Below are 18,316 nucleotides of genomic sequence, written 5' to 3'. Positions count from 1 at the left end.
ATCAACATCTGGCCCTGAAAAAAGGTCCAGAAGACTTGATTATCTTGGAGCCACGATGGATTACGCCCTGCTTGTTTCATCCTTCATGCAGCGCCACGCGCAGCAAGGCTGGCCGCGCCAGCGCATGCTGCACGAGTGCCTGCGCGCCGCCATCCGTGACGGCACGCTGGCTGCGGACACGCGCCTGGTTGCCACGCGCACGCTGGCGGCGGAGCTGGGCATGGCGCGCAACACGGTGCTGTACGCGTACGAGCAGCTGGTGTGCGAAGGCTATGCGGTGAGTGACCGCAGCGGCACGCGCGTGGCGCCGGTTGCCGCCCTTGCCACCGGCGCGACGGCTGAGCCGCGCGCGGAAGCCAAGCCGGCCGCCGGGGCGCAGCAGCCCGGCCTGTCGCGGCGCGCGCGCAACCTGCGGGAAGTGGCTGGGCCGGCACACATGATGGGGGCTTTCGTGCCGGGCGTACCCGCACTGGACGCTTTCCCCGTTGCGCACTGGCGCCGCCTGCTGGACAAAGCCTGGCGCGGCCTGAACCCGGCGCAGCTGAACTACGGCGACCCGGCCGGCGAGCCGGCGCTGCGCGCCGCCATTGCCGACTATCTGCGCGCCTCGCGCGGCGTGCTGTGCGACGCCAGCCAGGTGTTCATCACCGACGGCACCCAGAGCAGCCTGGATCTGTGTGCGCGGGCCTGCGCCGACGATGGCGACACGGTCTGGATCGAACACCCCGGCTACCTGGGCGCGCTGGCTGCGTTTCGCGGCGCCGGCTTGAAGGTGGAGGGGGTGGACGTGGACGAAGACGGCATTGCGCCCACGGCGCAGGACTGGCGCCGCCGTCCGCCGCGCCTGGTCTACACCACGCCCTCGCACCAGTATCCGATGGGCGGTGTGCTGACACTGGAGCGCAGGCTCTCGCTGATCGCCCATGCGCGGGAAGCGGGCGCGCTGATTATCGAAGACGACTACGACAGCGAATTCCGCCATGACGGCCCGCCCCTGTCGGCCATGCAGGGCCTGGCGCCTGACGCACCGGTGCTCTACCTGGGTACTTTCAGCAAGACTATGTTCCCGGCGCTGCGCATTGGCTTCCTGGTGGCGCCGCCGGGACTGGCAGGGCCGCTGGCAGCCATGCGCCGGCAGTCCACCGCGCGCGGCCGCGTGGCCGAGCAGCTGGCGCTGGCGGAATTCCTGCGCAGCGGCCAGTTCGCGCTGCACCTGCGCCGCATGCGCCGCCTGTACCGCCAGCGGCGCGACGTGCTGGCGGCATCGCTGCAGCGCCACCTGGGCGCCATCGCCGAGGTGCATGGCGCGTCCGCCGGCATGCACCTGGCGCTGCGTTTCACGGATGGAGCCCTGGACGACGCCGATATCAGCGCGCGCCTGGCGCAGGAAGGCATCGTGGCGCACACGCTGGCCATGCACGGCACGGCCGAACGCGGACAGGCCTGGAACGGCCTGATGCTGGGGTATGCGCAGATTCCTGCGGAGCTGATGGATGGTTTCGTGCGGCGGCTGGCGGCGGTGGTCCACCTGGCCGCCTACGAGGCGCGGCCCGTGCTTGGCGCAACGGGTGCGCTGCGCACGGCTGGCCGCTCCCGGCGGTGAAGGCGGCTGTGTACCTGTTGCGTGCGGCGGAAGGTCCCGCCGCGATACACATGCCGCCTGTTCAAGTGCGGCTTGCGGAGCTTAGAACACCGTGTCGAACTTCACGTACATGGAACGGCCGTTCACGCCGAACGGGCAGGTCTCCCAGCAGTACTTGAAGCCCAGTTTCGGGAAGTCGCCGCCGTTGGTCCACTCGGACGGGTAGGTGTCGAACAGGTTGTTCACGCCGACCGACACGCTGGTGCGCTTGCTGAAGTTGTAGCGGCCGCTCGCGTCCACGATCCACTTCGCGTCCCAGGTCTGCAGCGGGCTGAAACCTTCGCCCTGTACTTCGCCGTAGTAGTTGGCGCGGGTGTTCACGTTCCACTTGCCGAGGGTGTAGTCGGCCGCCACCACGTGGTGCTTGCGCGGCTGGCCGCGTTCGATCAGCGTCACCTGCGCCTGGTTGAACAGCTGTTCGCCGCTCAGCAGGCTCGATGGCGAGTGGCGCTTGGTCACTTCGGTCTTGTTGAAGCCCAGCTGGCCGGACAGCACCAGGGTGGATGCATCGAACTTCGTGGTGTGATCGGCCACGATGTCCAGGCCGCGCGTCTTGGTGTCCACCGCGTTGGTGAAGAACTGCGCCTGGCCTACTTTCAGCGGGTTGAGCACGTTGGCGATCGGGCCGCCGCCGGCTTCAGGCGAAATCTCGCTGGAGAACACGATGCGGTCCTTGATCTTGATCTGGTACACGTCCGCCGTCAGCGACATGTTCTTCGCCGGACGCAGCACCATGCCGATGGAGGCATTGCGCGAAGTCTCTTCCTTCAGCGGCTTGATGCCCAGCGCGGTGGTGACGGCGCTGCCTTCGCGGGCGGTCAGGGTTTCGGTCAGCTGGCCGGCCTGGTTCAAATTGGTCGACACGGAGCTGTAGAACTTCTGCTGCACACCCGGCGCGCGGAAGCCGGACGACACGCTGCCGCGCAGGCCGAATTCCTTGGTGGGATCCCAGCGTGCGCTGAACTTGCCGGTAGTGGTGCTGCCGAAGTCCGAGTACTTCTCGTAGCGCACCGCGCCGGCCAGCAGCAGTTCCTTGAACGGACGGTATTCGGTGTCCAGGAACAGCGCGATGTTGTGGCGGCCCTCATCCACGGCGGTAGCCGGCGTGTAGCCCGGGAAGCCCTGGGTGCCCGATGCCGCGACGCCGCCGTTCTGGTCCTTGATGGTGATGGCCGGGTTGTTGGTGCGGCCGTACTGGTAGGACACCGGATCGCCCGCGACGATCTGGTAGTTGTCCTGGCGGTACTCGAAGCCGGTTGCCACGAAGATTTCTGCGCCGCCCAGCTTGACCGGGCCCTTGACGTCGGCGTTGAAGGTGGTCTGGTTGAATTTCAGCTTGCCGGTGTCGGCTTCGAACGGCGACTCGCCGTAGATCTCGCCCGGACGGCCGCCCGGTTTTGGCTCGTACCAGTAGGAGATGTTGATGGTCTGCTTCTCGTGGAAGTCCAGCTCGCTCATGCCGTGGTTGATGCTGACGTCGGCCTTCCAGTCGCTGGCCAGGTCGCGGCGGTAGCCGAAGGCGAACGAGCCGTCCTTCACGGTGGTGCGGATGTTCGGCAGGAAGCCTTCCGGGTACACGGAAGGCACGTTGCGGCCGTCGCCCTTGGAGCGGTAGAAGCCGGACGAATCGCCCTTGCGCTTGGAGAAGCCGCCGAAGGCGTAGAACTCGCTGGCCTTGTCGATCGGCAGGGCCGCGTTCCACCACAGGTAGGCGTCCTTGGCATCGCTGTCGCCGATGCGCTGGGTCACGCGCGGCGGGCTCACGCGCAGCGAATCGACGCCGGCGCGGTTGGTTTCCTCGCGCTTGCGCGCTTCCAGCGACAGGTTGATGAAGCCGCCGTTCTCGCCCAGCGCCCAGCCGCGGTTCACGCTGCCGGACATCATGTCGCCGTCGCCTTCCTTGGTGGTGCCGATCTGGCCGCTCACGGCGGTTTCGTTCACGTTGGACTTCAGCACGATGTTGATCACGCCGGCGATGGCGTCCGAGCCGTATTGGGCGGCGGCGCCGTCGCGCAGCACTTCGATGTGGTGGATGGCCGACAGCGGAATGGCGTTGATGTCGGTGCCGGCCGAGCCGCGTCCGATGGTCTGCTGCACGTTCACCAGCGCCTGCTGGTGGCGGCGCTTGCCGTTGACGAGCACCAGCAGCTGGTCAGGGCCGAGCGAGCGCAGGGTGGCCGGACGAATAATGTCCGTACCGTCGCTGATGAAGGTGGTGGAGAAGTTGAATGACGGGTCCAGCGTCTGCAGCAGCTTGCCCAGCTCCAGCGGACCGGCCGACTGCATGTCCTTCATGTTGATCAGGCCGACCGGCGACGAGGTGTCCAGCGCGGTCTTGGCGGTCGAACGCGACCCCAGCACGACCACGGTCTGCTCTTCGCCGGCGGGGGCGGCGGCAGTCTGCGCGTAGGCTTGGGAGGCTGCCAGCAGGACGGCGCTGGCGAGGAGGGTGCGTTTGAAGCGGATAGGCGAAGCCTGGCGTGCTGCAATCTTCATGTAAGGTCCATTCTCTCTCGTTATAGTGGCGCGGTAGGCGGGTAGCCCCGGCGGTGCGAAAATACTAACGCGCACGATTGAGTGGTCCAAGAGTTAATGCATTCTTTTGGTGCAGGTGTTGTAAAAACGAATAATCTTTATTCTTTTGCGTGATTTCTACGGAGAAATATCGTAAGGTTACCCCTTGCGCGGGTTTTCTGCCATTTTATTGCTGATCGAGCATCCAGCCTTTCAGCCCGTCCACCCACGCCTTGGCGCGCAGGTTGAGCCGGTTCTTGATGGCCCCGGCGCGCTCGTACAGCACGCTGAAGTCGATCTGCGGCGAGTTCTTGAAGGCGATCACGACGATGTTGGCGTCGTGCACCTCGGGCAGCCATACCACCGCGTCGAACACCAGTTCCATCGCTTGCAGGTTCTTGTCGTAGTTGCTGAACTCCCCGAACACATTGGTGGTCATGATGCCGTCCTCGGCCAGGCAATCGAAGCAGGCCTGGTAGAACTCCGGCGTGTCAAGCACCGGACCGCGCGCCTCTTCGTCGTACAGGTCCACCTGCAGGATGTCGACGCTGCCGTGGTTGGCCGGGTCCATGACGAAATCCAGCGCATTCATTTCCATCACGTTCAGGCGGCCGTCGTTGTCGGGCAGGCCGAACAGCGCCCGGCAGATGGCGATCACGTTCGGGTTGAGTTCCACGGCGGTTACCATGGCGTCCGGGAAGCGGTGGTAGCAGAACTTGGTCAATGCGGCGCTGCCCAGGCCCAGCTGCACGATGTGGCGAGGCTGGTCGTGGAACAGCATCCACATCATCATCATCTGTACGTATTCCAGCTCGATGGCGTCGGGCTTGGCAATGCGCATGGCGCCCTGCACCCAGGAGGTGCCCAGGTGCAGCGAGCGCACGCCCTGGAATTCGGTGATGGTGGCCGGCGGGTGGCCGGGCTGGTCGTAGCGGGCGGACGTGGGAAGCGATTTCATCCATCTAGTTTACCAGCCGCCGCGCCGGGCGGCGCAGTGCGGGCATAGCGGTCCCACAGCGGTCCCTCAGCGCTCCCTCAGCGCGGCCGTAGCGGGTTGCGCTCAGGCCGCCTCGCCGGCCGAACGGCGCCGCGCCAGCCAGCCCAGCACGCCCAGTCCGCCCAGCAGCATGCCGTAGCTGGCAGGTTCGGGCACGGCCGCCACGTTCAGCGTGCCGGCGTACACCGCGTTGACCGGCAGGCCGCTGGCGCCGCCGGTCGGGCCGGCCCAGCCGTTCACCGTGATTTGCAGGATGCCCATCGCGTCCGCATGGTAGACCGCCGCCATTTCCACCAGCCCGCCGCTGCTGCTGGTGACGGTCATCGGCTCGAAGCCCAGCATCACGCTGGTCAGGTCGATATTGGTGGCGTCCAGGCCGATGGTGATCAGGCTGGCGTCCACGAAGGACAGGCCCACGTTGGGCGCGAAGGTGATGGTGTCGGTGAAGGCGCCGGACTGCATGTGCGTGACCGAATAGGCGCCGGTCTGCAGCGGCGGCGAGCCGTTCAGCAGGAAGCTGGCGTTGACGTTTTCAGCGGCGGCGTGGCCGCAGGCGGCGGCCAGCGCGGCGGCGGCCAGGTAGGTGGGCAGTTTCATTTCGGGTCTCCGTGATAGTCAGCCGCGACAGCGCAGCAGCTGAGTACAAATTAGCCGAAATAGCAATCTTATCCAATTATTATTGTTAATGAAAAATCAAAGAATATAGCTGAGGCAAATCAAGCACAGCTCGCTTGCAGCGGCAGGATCAGGGTCACCGCCAGGCCGCCGCCGTCTCGGTTGGCCAGGGTGATGCGCCCGCCGTGGGCTTCGGCGATTTCGCGCGCCAGCGCCAGGCCCAGGCCGGTGCCGCTGCGCTTGGTGGAATAGAAGGGCACCAGCGCGTTGGCCAGCACCGCGTCGCTCATGCCGGGGCCGCGGTCCTGCACTTCGATGCGCACCAAGTCCTGCACGCGGCGCACGGCGAGGCAAACGCCGCCGGCCGGCGAGCCCGACTCGTGGGCGTTCTTGAGCAGGTTCAGCAGCGCCTGCTCCATCTGCGCGCCGTCGAAGCAGGCGCTTTCCTGAGGCAGCTCGCCGGCCAGGGTGAAATCCACCTGATCCCTGAGCCCGGCGATAAAGGCTGGCCACTGGTGCTGCTCCAGGCGCGGCGTGGGCAGCTTGGCGAAGCGGGCGTAGCCGAGGATGAAGCTTTCCAGGTGGCGCGTGCGCTCTTCGATGGTGGCCAGGATGTGGGGCAGGCGCTCGGTCTGGCCGCGCCGCACCAGCTCGGCACCCGAATGGGCCAGCGAGGTCAGCGGCGCCAGCGAATTGTTCAGCTCGTGGCTGATAACGCGGATCACCTTCTTCCAGGTCTGCACTTCCTGGCGCCGCAGTTCCAGCGTCAGCTGGCGCAGCAGCAGCAGTTCGTGCTTGCGGCCGTTCAGGCTGAAGCTGCGCCGCGCCAGGTGGTAGACCTCCTCGTCCTCGCCTTCGCCGGTGGTAAACAGGCCGTCGCCGCCGCGCGCCATGGCGTCCACGAGGGCTGGCGTAGCGTGTTCCAGGATGGCGCCCAGGCGGTGGCCTTCCAGGCGGCGGCCCTGGTGCAGCAGCTGCCGCGCGGCGATGTTGGCGTAGACGATGGGGCCGCTGTCGCTTACCAGCAGCATGGCCACGGGCGTGTTCTGCACCATGGTGTCGAGCAGCAGCTCGCGCTGCACCAGGCCCAGGCGCTGTTCGCGCAGCACCTGGCCCAGTTCGTTGTGCGCAGCCACCAGGTCGCTCAGCTCGTCGTTCTGCGGCCAGTGCAGGCTGAAGGAAAAGTCGCCGTCCTTGTAGCTGGTGACGGTGCCGGTGAGGGCGCGGAACAGCGACAGCAGGTGTTCCAGCTGCGCGCGGATGGTGATGACGGCGATCGGGATCACCGCCAGCAGGCAGATGCCGACCACCAGCGTGGGCTGGTCGGGCAGCAGGCGCGTGAGCGCCAGCGCGATCAGGATGCCCACGGTGAGCAGGGTGCCCACCAGCGCCGACCAGCGCGTCAGCAGCGAAAGGCGCATGCCTTTCGGGTGCCTGCCCGGGCGCCGGCCGCTCATGGCGCCGCCTTCGCGCGGGCCTGGCCGGGCGCTGGCGCGGTGGCGCGCGTCATGCGCGGGCGATGCCGAGCCGCTCCATGCGGCGGTACAGCGCCTGGCGTGACAGGCCCAGCTCGGCGGCGGCCTGCGCCACCACGCCGTGCGCGCGCCGCAGCGCCTGCGCGATGGCGTCGCGGTCCGGCTCGGCGTCGGCGGCAGCAGCGGCCGAGGCTAGCGCGGCCGGCGCCAGCGCCGCGGCCGGCAATCCCAGGTCGGCCGCCGTGATGACCTCGCCGCCGGCCAGCAGGCAGGCACGTTGCATCACGTTCTTCAGCTCGCGCACATTGCCCGGCCAGGGGTGGGCCTGCAGCGCCGCCTGGGCGCGCGCGTCCAGCGTCTTGCGGCCGTCCAGGAAATGCTGGGCCAGCGGCAGGATGTCGGCCGGCCGCGCCGCCAGCGGCGGCAGGTGCAGCTCGATCACGTTGAGGCGGTAGAACAAGTCTTCGCGGAAACTGCCGGCCCGTATCATGGCTTGCAGGTCGGCATTGGTGGCGCTGATGACGCGCACCCGCACCTGCCGCTCGCGGTTCGAGCCCAGCCGCTCGAAGCGCCCGGTTTCCAGCACGCGCAGCAGCTTCATCTGCCCGGCCAGCGGCAGGTTGCCGATCTCGTCCAGGAACAGGGTGCCGCCGTCGGCCGCCTCGAACTTGCCCTCGCGCGCCTTGGAGGCGCCGGTGTAGGCGCCGGCGTCGGCGCCGAACAGCTCGGCCTCGATCAGTTCGGCGGGCAGTGCGCCGCAGTTGAGCACCACGAAGGGCCCGTCGCGCACGGCTGAATTGGCCTGGATGATTTCCGCGATGCGCTCCTTGCCGGTGCCGTTCGGGCCGCTGATCAGCACCGGCACGTCGGACTTGGCGACCTGGCAGGCCAGGTGGATCACGCGTTCCGTGGCCGGGTCCTGCCACACCATGCCGCGCAGCGCGTGCTTCTCCAGGTCGCGCCGCTGGCGCAGTTCGCTCTGCATGCGCTGCGACAGGGCGCGGTTGGCCTGGCCCAGCTCGATCAGGTTGGTGACGGTGGCGATCAGGCGGTTGTCGTCCCAGGGCTTGGCCAGGTAGTCGGCGGCGCCGGCCTTGATCAGGTCCACGGCCGCGTCCAGGTGGGTCCAGGCGGTGAGCAGGATCACGGGCAGGTCCGGGTGGCGCGCGCGGATGGCGCGGAACAGTGCCACGCCTTCCTCGCCGGACGTGGTGTCGGCCGTGAAATTCATGTCCTGGATCACCAGGTCAATGCTGGCGCTGCGCTGCTCCAGCAGGGCCAGGCCCTCCTCGGGCGAGGCGGCCCGCAGCGCGTCGATGTCGTGCAGTGAAAACAGCACGTCGAGCGCGACGGCAATGGCGGCGTTATCGTCGATTATCAGTACAGTAGGCATCCCGCCAGCATACCGCAATTCAAGGCGCTTGAAACCGTTGCCTCGCCCCTTGGCCGCACCGCGCCGCATGCCCTGGCGGCCGCCTGCCGCACAATCGCCAGGCCCGGATCCAGGCCCTGGCCGGAGCCGGGCGGGTCGCCCGCCGCGGCCCCGGTAGCGGCAGCTGCGCCCCGGATCGTTCTAGCCTTTCGCGCCCTGCAGCGCAGCGGCGATCATCCGGCGCGCGCCTTGCAGTACCTGGGCCGACAGTTCCGGCCTGGCCTTCAGGGTGGCGCGTGCGATCGACAGGGCGCCCACCATGGCAGCCACCACGCCCATGGCGCTGCCGAGGGCGTCGGCCTCCGCGCCCGGATGGGCGGCGGCGATGCGGCGCTCGAACGCGCGCACCAGCACCATGTAGCCTTCGCTGAAGGCGGCGCTGGCCGGCGTGTCCTGGCGGCCGATCTCGCTGGCGGCGGCGGCCATGGCGCAGTGCTCGGCGTAGTCTTCGCCTTCGCTGACGGTGAGGTAGTCGGCGAGGAATTTGTCCAGGTCCGGCTGGCCGTCGACGGTGCCGGTCAGCAGCTTGGCGTTGCTTTGCTCCAGGCTCCATGCCAGCGCTTCGGCCGCCAGCGCCTCCTTGGAGGGGAAGTGCGCGTACAGCGCGCCGTGGGTCAGGCCGGCCGCGCGGCTGATCTCGGCGACGCCCACCCCGTCTATCCCTTTCTGGCGAAACAGGCGGCTGGCCGCCTCCACCAGCGCGGCGCGGTTTTCTTCAGCTTTTTCTTTCGAGATTTTCATGATGGTGCTCCTTCGCGCCCATTCTCCCATATTTTGGTTGTGATCACAATTAAAGCGCACGCCGCCGCCCATTAACCGAATCGCAAACGCAAAACTGTTCTTGACTTTAATAATTGCGACCACTATTATTAATTCATTGATTGCGGTCGCAATCTTAAAACTCCTGGAGCTCACATCATGAACATCAAAAATTCCGTCGCATTCGTTACCGGTGCAAACCGTGGCCTCGGCCTGGCCTTCGCCAGGGAGCTGGTGGCGCGCGGCGCAGCCAAGGTGTATGCCGGCGTGCGCAATCCCGACGGTGTCGATATTCCCGGCGTGACCGCGATCCGCCTCGATGTGAGCGACCCAGCCTCGGTGGCCGCGGCGGTGGCGCAGGCGGGCGACGTGACGCTGGTGGTCAACAACGCCGGCATTGCCCGCGTGCTGCCGTCGATGCTGGAGCCGGGGCTGGTGGACATGGCGCGCGACATCTTCGAGACCAACTACTACGGCGTGATGCACGTGAGCCTGGCGTTCGCGCCGGTGCTGAAAGCGAACGGCGGCGGCGCCATCGTCAACGTGCTGTCGGACGCAGCCTGGATTGCCAGCCCCTTGCTGTCGGCCTACTCGGCATCCAAGGCGGCCGCGTGGAGCTTCACCAATTCGCTGCGGCGCGAACTGGAAGGCCAGGGCACCAGCGTGCAGGGCCTGCACGTCGGCTTCATCGATACCGACCTGACGCAGGGCTTCGACGTGCCGAAAGTGCAGCCCTCGGAAGTGGCCATCCAGTCGCTGGACGGGGTGGAGCAGGGCAAGCAGGAAGTGCTGGCCGACCAGGGAACGCGCGCCATCAAGGCCGGCTTGTCGGCCGAGCGCGCGCCTTACCTGGCCGGGGTATAGTTCCGGCGTACGGCGTCCTATGCGCTGCGCGTGGCCATGGCCGGCGAGATGGACGCGGCACGCCAGGCCGGGCCATACACGGCGATGATGCCCAGCGCCCAGAACACGGCGGCGCCCGCCAGCATGTAGCCGGCCGGCAGGCGCGCCATTTCCAGCTTGCTCACCAGTAGCTGGTTCAGGCCCAGCGCCAGCAGCACGCCGGCCGTCACGCCCACGCTGGTGATGAGGATGTTCTCCGTGATGAAGTAGCGCAGGATGTCCACCCGCCGCGCCCCCAGCGCGCGCCGCACGCCGATCTGCTTGCGGCGCTGGGTCACCCACAGGCTGGCCATGCCGACGATGCCGCTAGCGGTGATCAGCAGCAGCAGGGCGCTCACCGTGATCAGCATCCACGACAGGCCGACGTCCGCACGGTAGCGGTCCTTGCGGTCGTCTTCCAGGGTCTTGGTCTTGACCACCACCTGGTTGTTGCTGGCCTTGCGGATGGCTTCCTCGGCTTCCTTCATCACGCGGTCGCGCTGTCCCGGCTCGGCGCGCACGGTGTACATGGAGTAGTTGTCGCCGGTGACGCGTACCGGCACGATGGTGCTGATTTCACCGGTGACGTCCACCTGCGCGCCCGGCGATTGCAGGCGCTCCACCACGCCCACCACGCGCACCGGCCGGCCTTCCGGGCCGATGCCCATGTAGAAGGTCTTGCCCACGTAGCTGGTGGCGTCCGGCCAGGCCTTCTGGCCCAGGGCCTTGGTGATGATGATCAGGCTGGGCTCTTCCTTGCTGGTGTTGCGGTCGATCTCCAGCACGTCGGCCGCGGTGAAATCGCGCCCTTCGATCAGTTTCAGGCCCCAGGTCTTCACCAGCGAATCGGCCGAGATGTAGTAGGCGGTGTTGGCCGTTTCCTTGTCCTGCTTCTGGCTTGCCACGAAGCTGTTGTAGCTGCCCGAGCGCGACAGCGGCACCTGGCTCACTTCGGCCACCGACAGCACGCCCGGCACCGCGCGCAGCGTGGCCAGCTGCGCCTTGATGGTAGCCAGCTGCTCCTCGTGGCCGCTTTCCCGCAGGCTGCGCGCCTGCAGGTGGAAGATGTCGTTCTCGGCCACCACGCCGGTGGGGCGCGCGGCCACCGCCTGGCGGATGTTCACGATGTGCAGCGCGTTGGCCAGGATGGCCAGGCTGAGCGCCACCTGCACCGCCACCAGGATGGGGCCGGTCTTGTTGCGCATCAGCGCGGAGAAGATGGGACGGATTTCCATGACGCTCCTCACTGGGATTTAAGTTGCAGGGCCGGCGTCACCTGGCAGGCGCGCCAGGTCGGCAGCAGGCCGGCCAGCACGGCGGAAGCCACCGCCATCAGGAAGGTGGTGCCCATCATGACCCAGTCCATGTGCGCCACTACGGTGAGCTGCTTGGACTGCATGGCCAGCAAGGCCAGTGCGCCGAAGGCCAGCGCCAGGCCCAGCACCCCCCCCGCCAGGCCGACCACCGTGGTCTCGATCAGGAACTGGCTGAAGATCTCCTTGCGCGAGGCGCCCAGCGCGCGCCGGATGCCCACTTCCGGCGCGCGCACCGAGAACTTGGCCAGCAGCAGGCCGATGGTGTTCACCAGGCACAGCACCAGGAAGCCGAAGGCCAGCCAGGCCGACAGCTTGTTGTCGTTGCCCACCACCTTCAGGTACTCCAGCCACTCGCCCACGTTGTACAAACGGGTGGGCGCGTTGCGCTTCAGGCGGCCCAGCTTGTGCTGTTCGGCGGCGTAGGCGTCCAGCCAGTTCTGCAGGGCCGGGCGGTCGGCTGCCGAGTGCATCTCGATCCAGCCCTGAATCCACGTGCATTCGGACTTGAGCAGCGCGTCGAAGCCGGGGTCGCGGTAGGCGCTGCAGCTCATGCTGCCGTTATGGCCGTACTGGTGGCGGATGGCGGCGGCGAAGGGAATGTAGAATTCGTCCTCGCTGCCGAAGGCGCCCGGCCCGCCGATGATGCGCACGTAGCGCGGCACCGGTTCCCAGGTGTCATACACGCCGGTGATCTGGTAGTCGAAGCCCATCAGCGTCACGCGCTGGCCCACCGGATCGGCGTCGCCGTACAGCTTCTCGGACAGCTTGCGGCTCAGTACCACCACGTCTGCGCCGGCCGCGTCGTGCGCTTCGCTCCAGGCCTGGCCGTACAGGAAGGGCACCTCGAACATGGCGAAGAAGTCGCGCGTCGGCGCCAGGCCGCTCACGTTGAACACATTCAGGTCCTTGCGCGCCGGCTCGATGGGGCCGGCCACGCCGTACATCACGGTGCGGCGGTCGCCCTGCTTGCTGGCGGCGATATTGGCCGCGTCGATATACGACAGCTGGCGGTCGTTCGGCTTGTCACCGGGGGTGTAGCCTTGCAGCGGGCCGTTGTCCAGCAGCGGCACGAACAGGCGCTCGCTCTTGGACGGAATCGGGTCGCCGGACATGACGTGCAAGATGGTCAGCGTGGCGATGCTGGCGGCCACGCCCACGGCCAGCGTGAGCACCATCAGCGCGGTCAAAGCCGGGTTGCGCCGCAGGCTGCGCACGCCGAGCAGGAAGTAGTAGGAGAACATGACGCCGCCCCTTATGCCTGCACCAGCGTGGGCGCCTTGCGCACCAGGTCCGACACCTGGCCGTCGATGATGTGCACGTTGCGCTGCGAGCGCACCGCCAATTCCGGATCGTGCGTCACCATCAGGATGGTGGTGCCCTGCGCGTTGATTTCCTCCAGCAGTTCCATCACGCCGCGCGCCATCGCCGTGTCCAGGTTGCCGGTCGGTTCGTCGGCCAGCAGCAGCTTGGGCGAGCCGGCCAGCGCGCGCGCGATCGCCACCCGCTGCTGCTGGCCGCCGGACAGCTCGGCCGGGTAGTGGCGCATGCGCGAAGCCAGGCCGACCTTGGACAGCGCGTCCTCGATGCGTTCCTTGCGCTCGGCCGCGTTGAAGCCGCGGTAGCGCAGCGGCACGTCCACGTTGTCGAACAGGGACAGGTCGGGGATCAGGTTGAAGCCCTGGAAGATGAAGCCCAGTTTCTCGTTGCGCAGGCGCGAGCGGGCATTGTCGTCCAGGCCTTTCACGTTGGTGCCGTCGAGGATATATTCGCCGTCGGTGAACTCCTCCAGCAGGCCGGCAATGTTCAGGAAGCTGGTCTTGCCGGACCCGGACGGGCCGGTCACGGTGACGAATTCGCCCTGCTTGACGTTGATCTCGAAGCCGCGCAGCGCGTGGGTTTCGATCATGTGGGTGCGGTAGACTTTGCTCAGGTTTTGCATGCGCAGCATGATGGCCTCTTTAGATAATTATTGATTGACCGAGACGCGGTCCGCGTTCTCGAAGGTTTCGGTGCCGGCGACCACCACCTTGTCGCCCTGTTTCAAGCCGCTGAGAATTTCCACCGCGTTCACGCTGGTGGCGCCCAGCTTGATCGGGGTGCGCACGGCCACGCCGTCGCGCAGCACGTAGGCGTAGCGGCCGCCCTCGGACTCCACGAAGGAGCCGCGCGGCAGCATCAGCACATTCGGTTTTTCGTCGATCAGCAAGCGCGCGCTGACGCGCTGGCTCTGGCGCAAGCCGTCCGGCTGCTTGCCGTCGAAGCGCACGCGCGCCAGCACCTGGTTCTTCACCACCTCGGGCGATAGCGCGGACAGCTTGCCCATGGCGGTGCTGCCGCCGACCTGGATTTCGGCGCTCATGCCGAGGCCCAGGTCGGCCACATAGGTCTCCGGCACTTCCACTTCCACTTCCAGCGCGGACAGGTCCACCAGCGTCATCAGCGGCGCGTTGGCCGGCACCACGCTGCGGTTTGGCACCGACAGCGTGCCGATGAAGCCGTCCACCGGCGCGCGCACGGTCAGTTCGTCCACCTTGCGCTGGGCGTTGGCCAGGTTCAGCTTCTGGCGCTCCAGCTGGGCCGACTTGGTCTTCAGTTCCAGGGTCACGTTGTCGTTCTCCAGGTCCGCCGCCTGCGCCGCGTGGCGCGCGCGGATCTCGGCCGCCTGCAGCGCGTCCTTGGCCTTCTGGTAGTCGATCTTGGCCACCACGCCCTCGTTGGACACGCTGTCGTAGCGCTCCAGTGTGCGCTGCGCGGACAGGCGGTCGATCTCGGCGGTGTCGGCGTCGCGCTTGGCCAGCATCTTCTGCTTGCGCGCCAGGATCTGCTGGCGTGCCACCTCGGCCGCCAGCTCCTGGTAGGTCGCCTGTTCGCGTTTCAGTTCATCGGCCAGGTCGGGCGATTCAAGAATGGCCAGCACGTCGCCTTTTTTCACGGTGGCGCCGGCGTGGGTCTTCAGCGTGACGGTGGAAGGCGAGGTGGAATACAGGGTAGGGCTGACGGCGGCCACGATGCGGCCATTGACGGCGGCGTCGCGTATCAGCGTGCCGCGCGTCACGTCGGCCACCCGCAGCCGCGCCGCGCTCACCGAATGGCTGCTGCCGCTCCAGTTGCCGTACAGGACGGCGCCGCCGGCCACCACGGCCACGGCCACCGCCAGCGCGATCAGCTTGCGCTTCAGTTGCTGGCCGCGCGGCGCCGCGATGACGGTGTCTTGATGGGAAGTGTCTCGGATCATGGTGGTGTGCTTGTGAAAAATGTAAGCACGTTAATGCAGAAACCATGCCAATGCCGCTCCGCGGCTAAGTCCTTGATTCCAAAGGGGAGGATCAGCCATGTCCGCTGTCCGGCTGTCCGTGCCTGTCCGCCCCGGACAGCCTGTCCACGGGAAAATGATTGCGTCAAACATGCTCTATTTTCCTGCCGCCATGTTGCCTTTTTGTTGACGCTGTAACGCACTGTATCCAAGCCCCGTGCGGCAAATGGTTGCGTATAACATTCGATGTTAGAAAATGTTGACAAGCCCGCCGAAACGCTCCTACACTGATAAAAGCAGCATCAAAAAACACCAGGAGACGAAGATGATCAAGCAGCACGGAAGGCACGCCGCCCAGGCGCGCAAGCAGGTGGTATTGGGTCTGACGGTTATGGCCGGCGTTATCGCGCAAGCCTATGCACAGGAGGCGGCCACGGCGCCGGCGCCTGCCCCCGAGGCGGTACAGGACAGCGGCGCAGGGCTGCAAACCGTGAAAGTGACGGGTTTCCGCAACAGCTTGATCTCTTCCGCCAAGGATAAAAAGGAATCCGTCGGCTTCCAGGATTCCATCAACGCCGAAGACCTCGGCAAATTCCCGGACAAGAACATCGCCGAATCGCTGGCCCGCGTGCCGGGTGTGGGCGTGAGCCGCGACGTGACGGGCGAGGGCATGACCATCCAGATCCGCGGCCTGGGTTCCTCGTTCACCAAGATCCTGTTGAACAATTCGCCGGTGGCCGTGGCCTCGTCCGGCCCGATCGACGGCGCCAACACCAACCGCGAGGTCGACCTCGACCTGCTGCCGACCGACCTGTTCACCAAGCTCACCGTCAGCAAGAGCCCGACCGCAGGCCAGATCGAAGGCGGCGCCGCCGGCGTGGTCAACCTGCGCAGCGCGCGTCCCTTCGACAAGGAAGGCCGCCAGACCTCCATCAGCCTGACCGGCACCAAGCAGCAGATCGCCGACAAGGCCGGCGCGCGCGGCACGGCCATCTGGTCCAATACCTGGGAAGGCAAGTACGGCATCCTGGGCGGCATCTCGTTCTCGCGCCAGGAAGCGCGCACCACCGGCTTTGAAACCGTGGGCTGGACCAATCCCAACCTGACCGCCGCGCAAAGCAGCTCGCCCACCCGCAACAACACCGGTGGCGGCAACTGGACCATCCCGGCCACCGTGCCGGCCAACGCCGGCAACGGCCTGGCGGCGGGCACGGTCATCGACCAGGCCTTCCTGCTGGCCCACAACCCGGGCCTGACGATCCAGCAGATCGACAACGCCATCATCCCGCGCCTGGGCCGCACCATGGAATACTACGGCACCAAGGACAAGATCTCCGCCGTGCTGTCGGGCGAATACCGCCCGACCGACAAGCTGCATTTCTATGTCGACACCATGTACAGCAAGAAGGACGACGACATGCAGCGCAACGCCTACACCTGGGCGGTGCGCAACAATGCCGGCATCCCGCTGAATATGCAGGTCGACAAGACCGACTGCGCCAATGGCTGCACGGTCACCTCCGGCACCTACGCCAACGCGCTGAACTTCATCGAGTTCGGTCCGCGCCACGACAAGGTGGACCTGCTGGGCATCAACCCCGGCGCCGAGTGGAAAATCACGCCGACGCTGGCGCTGGACGTGGCAGGTAACTACAACCGCAGCCGCTTCACGCACGAAGCGCCGACGGTGATGCCGATTACCGCGCCCAACAGCGGCAACACCATCACCTACGCCAACAACGGCGGCGTACCGTCGATCACCTCCAACCTGGACCTGGCCAACCCTGCCAGCTACCAGTGGGTGGGCGGCCGCGTCAACATCCAGAACGAGCTGCGCGAGACCGAAACCAAGGGCTTCCACACCAACCTGGTATGGGGCGACAAGAAGCTGACCGTCAAGGGCGGCTTCGCCTGGGACGACATCGACCGCCAGATCCGCGCGCAGGACAACTCGGCTGCCTGGCAGGCCGCCGTCTGCGGCAATAACCCGACCGTCTTCCTGCAGGGCCCGAACGGCGCGCCGCCGTGCAACGGCGCCAGCACCCCGGGCGCCAGTGCCGCCGCGCTGTACCCGGGCTACGGCACCGGCTATACCGCCGGCCAGACCGCGCCGCTGACCTACCAGGGTTCGCTGATCACCAACGCCGCGCTGCCGGGCTACCTGGTGTCCGGCCCGTACGGCAAGCTCGCGCTGGACTGGGACCGCTTCCGCAAGGATTCGAACTACGACTACTACAACAGCACCGCACCGGATTCAGGCGCCTCGTCCACCGGCGCCAGCGCCGGCTACATCCGCGAGAAGTCCAAGGCCGTGTACATGGAAGCGAGCGGCGAGCTGTCGCCGGCCGGCTTCGACACGCGCTGGAACCTGGGCGTGCGTTACGTGCGCACCAACCAGCAAGTGGGCGCGCTCAATTCGCAGTCCGACCCGCGCAACGCCAACCTGCCGCTCAATGGCAGCAAGTACCCGAACATCAGCGCGTGGGTGTACCAGAACACGGACTACAACAACACGCTGCCATCGGGCACCATCGCTGTCGACCTGCGCAAGGACATCGTGTTCCGTGCCGCCGCCTCGCGCAGCATGACCCGCGTCGATCCGAACGCGCTGCGCCCCGGCATCAACTTCTCCGGCGTGTCGGCCGATACCGGCACCATGGGCAACCCGGCGCTGAAGCCCTACCTGTCGGATAACATCGACCTGGGCCTGGACTGGTACACCGGCCGCGAAGGCTACGTTTCGCTGACCGGCTTCCAGAAGCGCGTCAACGGCTTCACGGTGCAGGAAAACATCAGCATGCCGTTCAGCGCGCTGGCGCAGTACGGCATCAACTACGGCACGCTGATCCCGACGCAGCAGCAGGCGATCGATTCGCGCGGCGGCCCCGACGTGGCGCAGGTGGTGATGACCCGTCCGCGCAACGCCGACGGCATCCTGCGCATCCGCGGCCTGGAGCTGGGCTGGGTGCAGCCGCTCGACAAGGTACTGCCGATCAAGGGCTTCGGCTTCAACGAGACGCTGACCCTGATCAACCAGAAGGCCAGCGGCGAAGGTTCCAGCGGCTTCATCGCGCTGGGCGTGCCGAAGAAGACCAACAACTTCAGCGTGTACTACGAGAACCACGGCTACATGGCGCGCTTCATGCACACTTACTCGCAGGGCAGCCAGGTGGCCACGGCCAACCAGAGCGGCATCACGCAAGCGGCGCTGTTCGGCGACACCTACAAGCAGTGGGACTTCTCGTCGGCCATCGAGCTGGACCAGGTGTTCGACCGCGAAGGCTGGCCATCGCTGACCTTCGACATCGTGAACCTGAACAAGGCCAAGCGCCGCGGCTACTTCCAGTTCCCGAACGCCACCATGTCGCAGTACGATCCGGGCCGCACCTTCGCTCTTGGCCTGCGCATGAAGTTCTAAACGGAAGGGCCGC

At 66.7% G+C, this 18,316-nt stretch carries 13 protein-coding genes; 3 read left to right on the top strand and 10 right to left on the bottom strand.

Translation table 11 applies throughout. The features are described 5' to 3' along the window. Window positions 1-55 precede the first annotated feature (55 nt). The gene (locus tag ASC94_RS06635) at window positions 56-1,603 is read left to right on the top strand and encodes a PLP-dependent aminotransferase family protein (RefSeq protein WP_056392555.1); all 1,548 of its coding nucleotides are present in this window, start codon (window positions 56-58) and stop codon (window positions 1,601-1,603) included. Between the two features lie 81 nt (window positions 1,604-1,684). Here the strand turns inward: ASC94_RS06635 and ASC94_RS06630 are convergent, their stop codons facing one another. The 6 genes from ASC94_RS06630 to ASC94_RS06605 form a co-directional block, all read right to left on the bottom strand. Beyond that, window positions 1,685-4,138, bottom strand: coding sequence for a TonB-dependent siderophore receptor (locus ASC94_RS06630; protein WP_056392553.1), 2,454 nt, complete (start codon window positions 4,136-4,138; stop codon window positions 1,685-1,687). A gap of 205 nt (window positions 4,139-4,343) precedes the next feature. Then, the gene (locus tag ASC94_RS06625) at window positions 4,344-5,114 is read right to left on the bottom strand and encodes a spermidine synthase (protein ID WP_056392551.1); all 771 of its coding nucleotides are present in this window, start codon (window positions 5,112-5,114) and stop codon (window positions 4,344-4,346) included. 102 nt (window positions 5,115-5,216) lie between these two features. Beyond that, window positions 5,217-5,750: an FxDxF family PEP-CTERM protein gene (locus tag ASC94_RS06620; protein WP_056392550.1), complete on the bottom strand. Its 534-nt coding sequence runs from the start codon at window positions 5,748-5,750 to the stop codon at window positions 5,217-5,219. 119 nt (window positions 5,751-5,869) lie between these two features. Beyond that, window positions 5,870-7,225 (bottom strand): PAS domain-containing sensor histidine kinase, encoded by a 1,356-nt coding sequence (locus ASC94_RS06615; protein WP_056392548.1) that lies wholly within the window; start codon window positions 7,223-7,225, stop codon window positions 5,870-5,872. Between the two features lie 49 nt (window positions 7,226-7,274). Continuing rightward, the gene (locus ASC94_RS06610) at window positions 7,275-8,636 is read right to left on the bottom strand and encodes a sigma-54 dependent transcriptional regulator (protein WP_056392546.1); all 1,362 of its coding nucleotides are present in this window, start codon (window positions 8,634-8,636) and stop codon (window positions 7,275-7,277) included. 180 nt (window positions 8,637-8,816) lie between these two features. After that, window positions 8,817-9,416 carry a TetR/AcrR family transcriptional regulator gene (locus tag ASC94_RS06605; RefSeq protein WP_056392544.1) on the bottom strand — a complete coding sequence of 200 codons (600 nt, stop codon included), beginning with the start codon at window positions 9,414-9,416 and terminating at the stop codon, window positions 8,817-8,819. 177 nt (window positions 9,417-9,593) lie between these two features. Here ASC94_RS06605 and ASC94_RS06600 point away from each other — a divergent pair, with 177 nt between their 5' ends. Continuing rightward, window positions 9,594-10,298, top strand: coding sequence for an SDR family oxidoreductase (locus ASC94_RS06600; RefSeq protein ID WP_056392543.1), 705 nt, complete (start codon window positions 9,594-9,596; stop codon window positions 10,296-10,298). A gap of 17 nt (window positions 10,299-10,315) precedes the next feature. On the opposite strand, the gene ASC94_RS06595 is transcribed toward ASC94_RS06600, so the two are convergent. Genes ASC94_RS06595 through ASC94_RS06580 form a run of 4 tightly spaced genes read right to left on the bottom strand, consistent with a single transcriptional unit; the run spans window position 10,316 to window position 14,867 of the window. Beyond that, window positions 10,316-11,551 carry an ABC transporter permease gene (locus tag ASC94_RS06595; RefSeq protein WP_056392541.1) on the bottom strand — a complete coding sequence of 412 codons (1,236 nt, stop codon included), beginning with the start codon at window positions 11,549-11,551 and terminating at the stop codon, window positions 10,316-10,318. Window positions 11,552-11,559: 8 nt separating this feature from the next. Continuing rightward, on the bottom strand, window positions 11,560-12,873 hold the full coding sequence (locus tag ASC94_RS06590; protein ID WP_056392534.1) for an ABC transporter permease: 1,314 nt from the start codon (window positions 12,871-12,873) through the stop codon (window positions 11,560-11,562). 11 nt (window positions 12,874-12,884) lie between these two features. Continuing rightward, window positions 12,885-13,580: an ABC transporter ATP-binding protein gene (locus ASC94_RS06585; protein ID WP_056392531.1), complete on the bottom strand. Its 696-nt coding sequence runs from the start codon at window positions 13,578-13,580 to the stop codon at window positions 12,885-12,887. An 18-nt stretch (window positions 13,581-13,598) separates the two neighbouring features. Further along, a complete protein-coding gene (locus tag ASC94_RS06580; RefSeq protein WP_056392529.1) occupies window positions 13,599-14,867 on the bottom strand; it encodes an efflux RND transporter periplasmic adaptor subunit in 1,269 nt (422 codons plus the stop codon). Window positions 14,868-15,210: 343 nt separating this feature from the next. On the opposite strand from ASC94_RS06580, the gene ASC94_RS06575 reads away from it, so the two are divergent. After that, a complete protein-coding gene (locus ASC94_RS06575; protein ID WP_056392528.1) occupies window positions 15,211-18,303 on the top strand; it encodes a TonB-dependent receptor in 3,093 nt (1,030 codons plus the stop codon). The last annotated feature ends 13 nt before the right edge of the window (window positions 18,304-18,316 follow it).

Source organism: Massilia sp. Root418 (genome assembly GCF_001425265.1).
Taxonomy (GTDB): domain Bacteria; phylum Pseudomonadota; class Gammaproteobacteria; order Burkholderiales; family Burkholderiaceae_D; genus Rugamonas.
The sequence above is the reverse complement of the archived record's forward strand: the minus strand, read 5'-3'. Positions and strand labels throughout refer to the sequence as shown.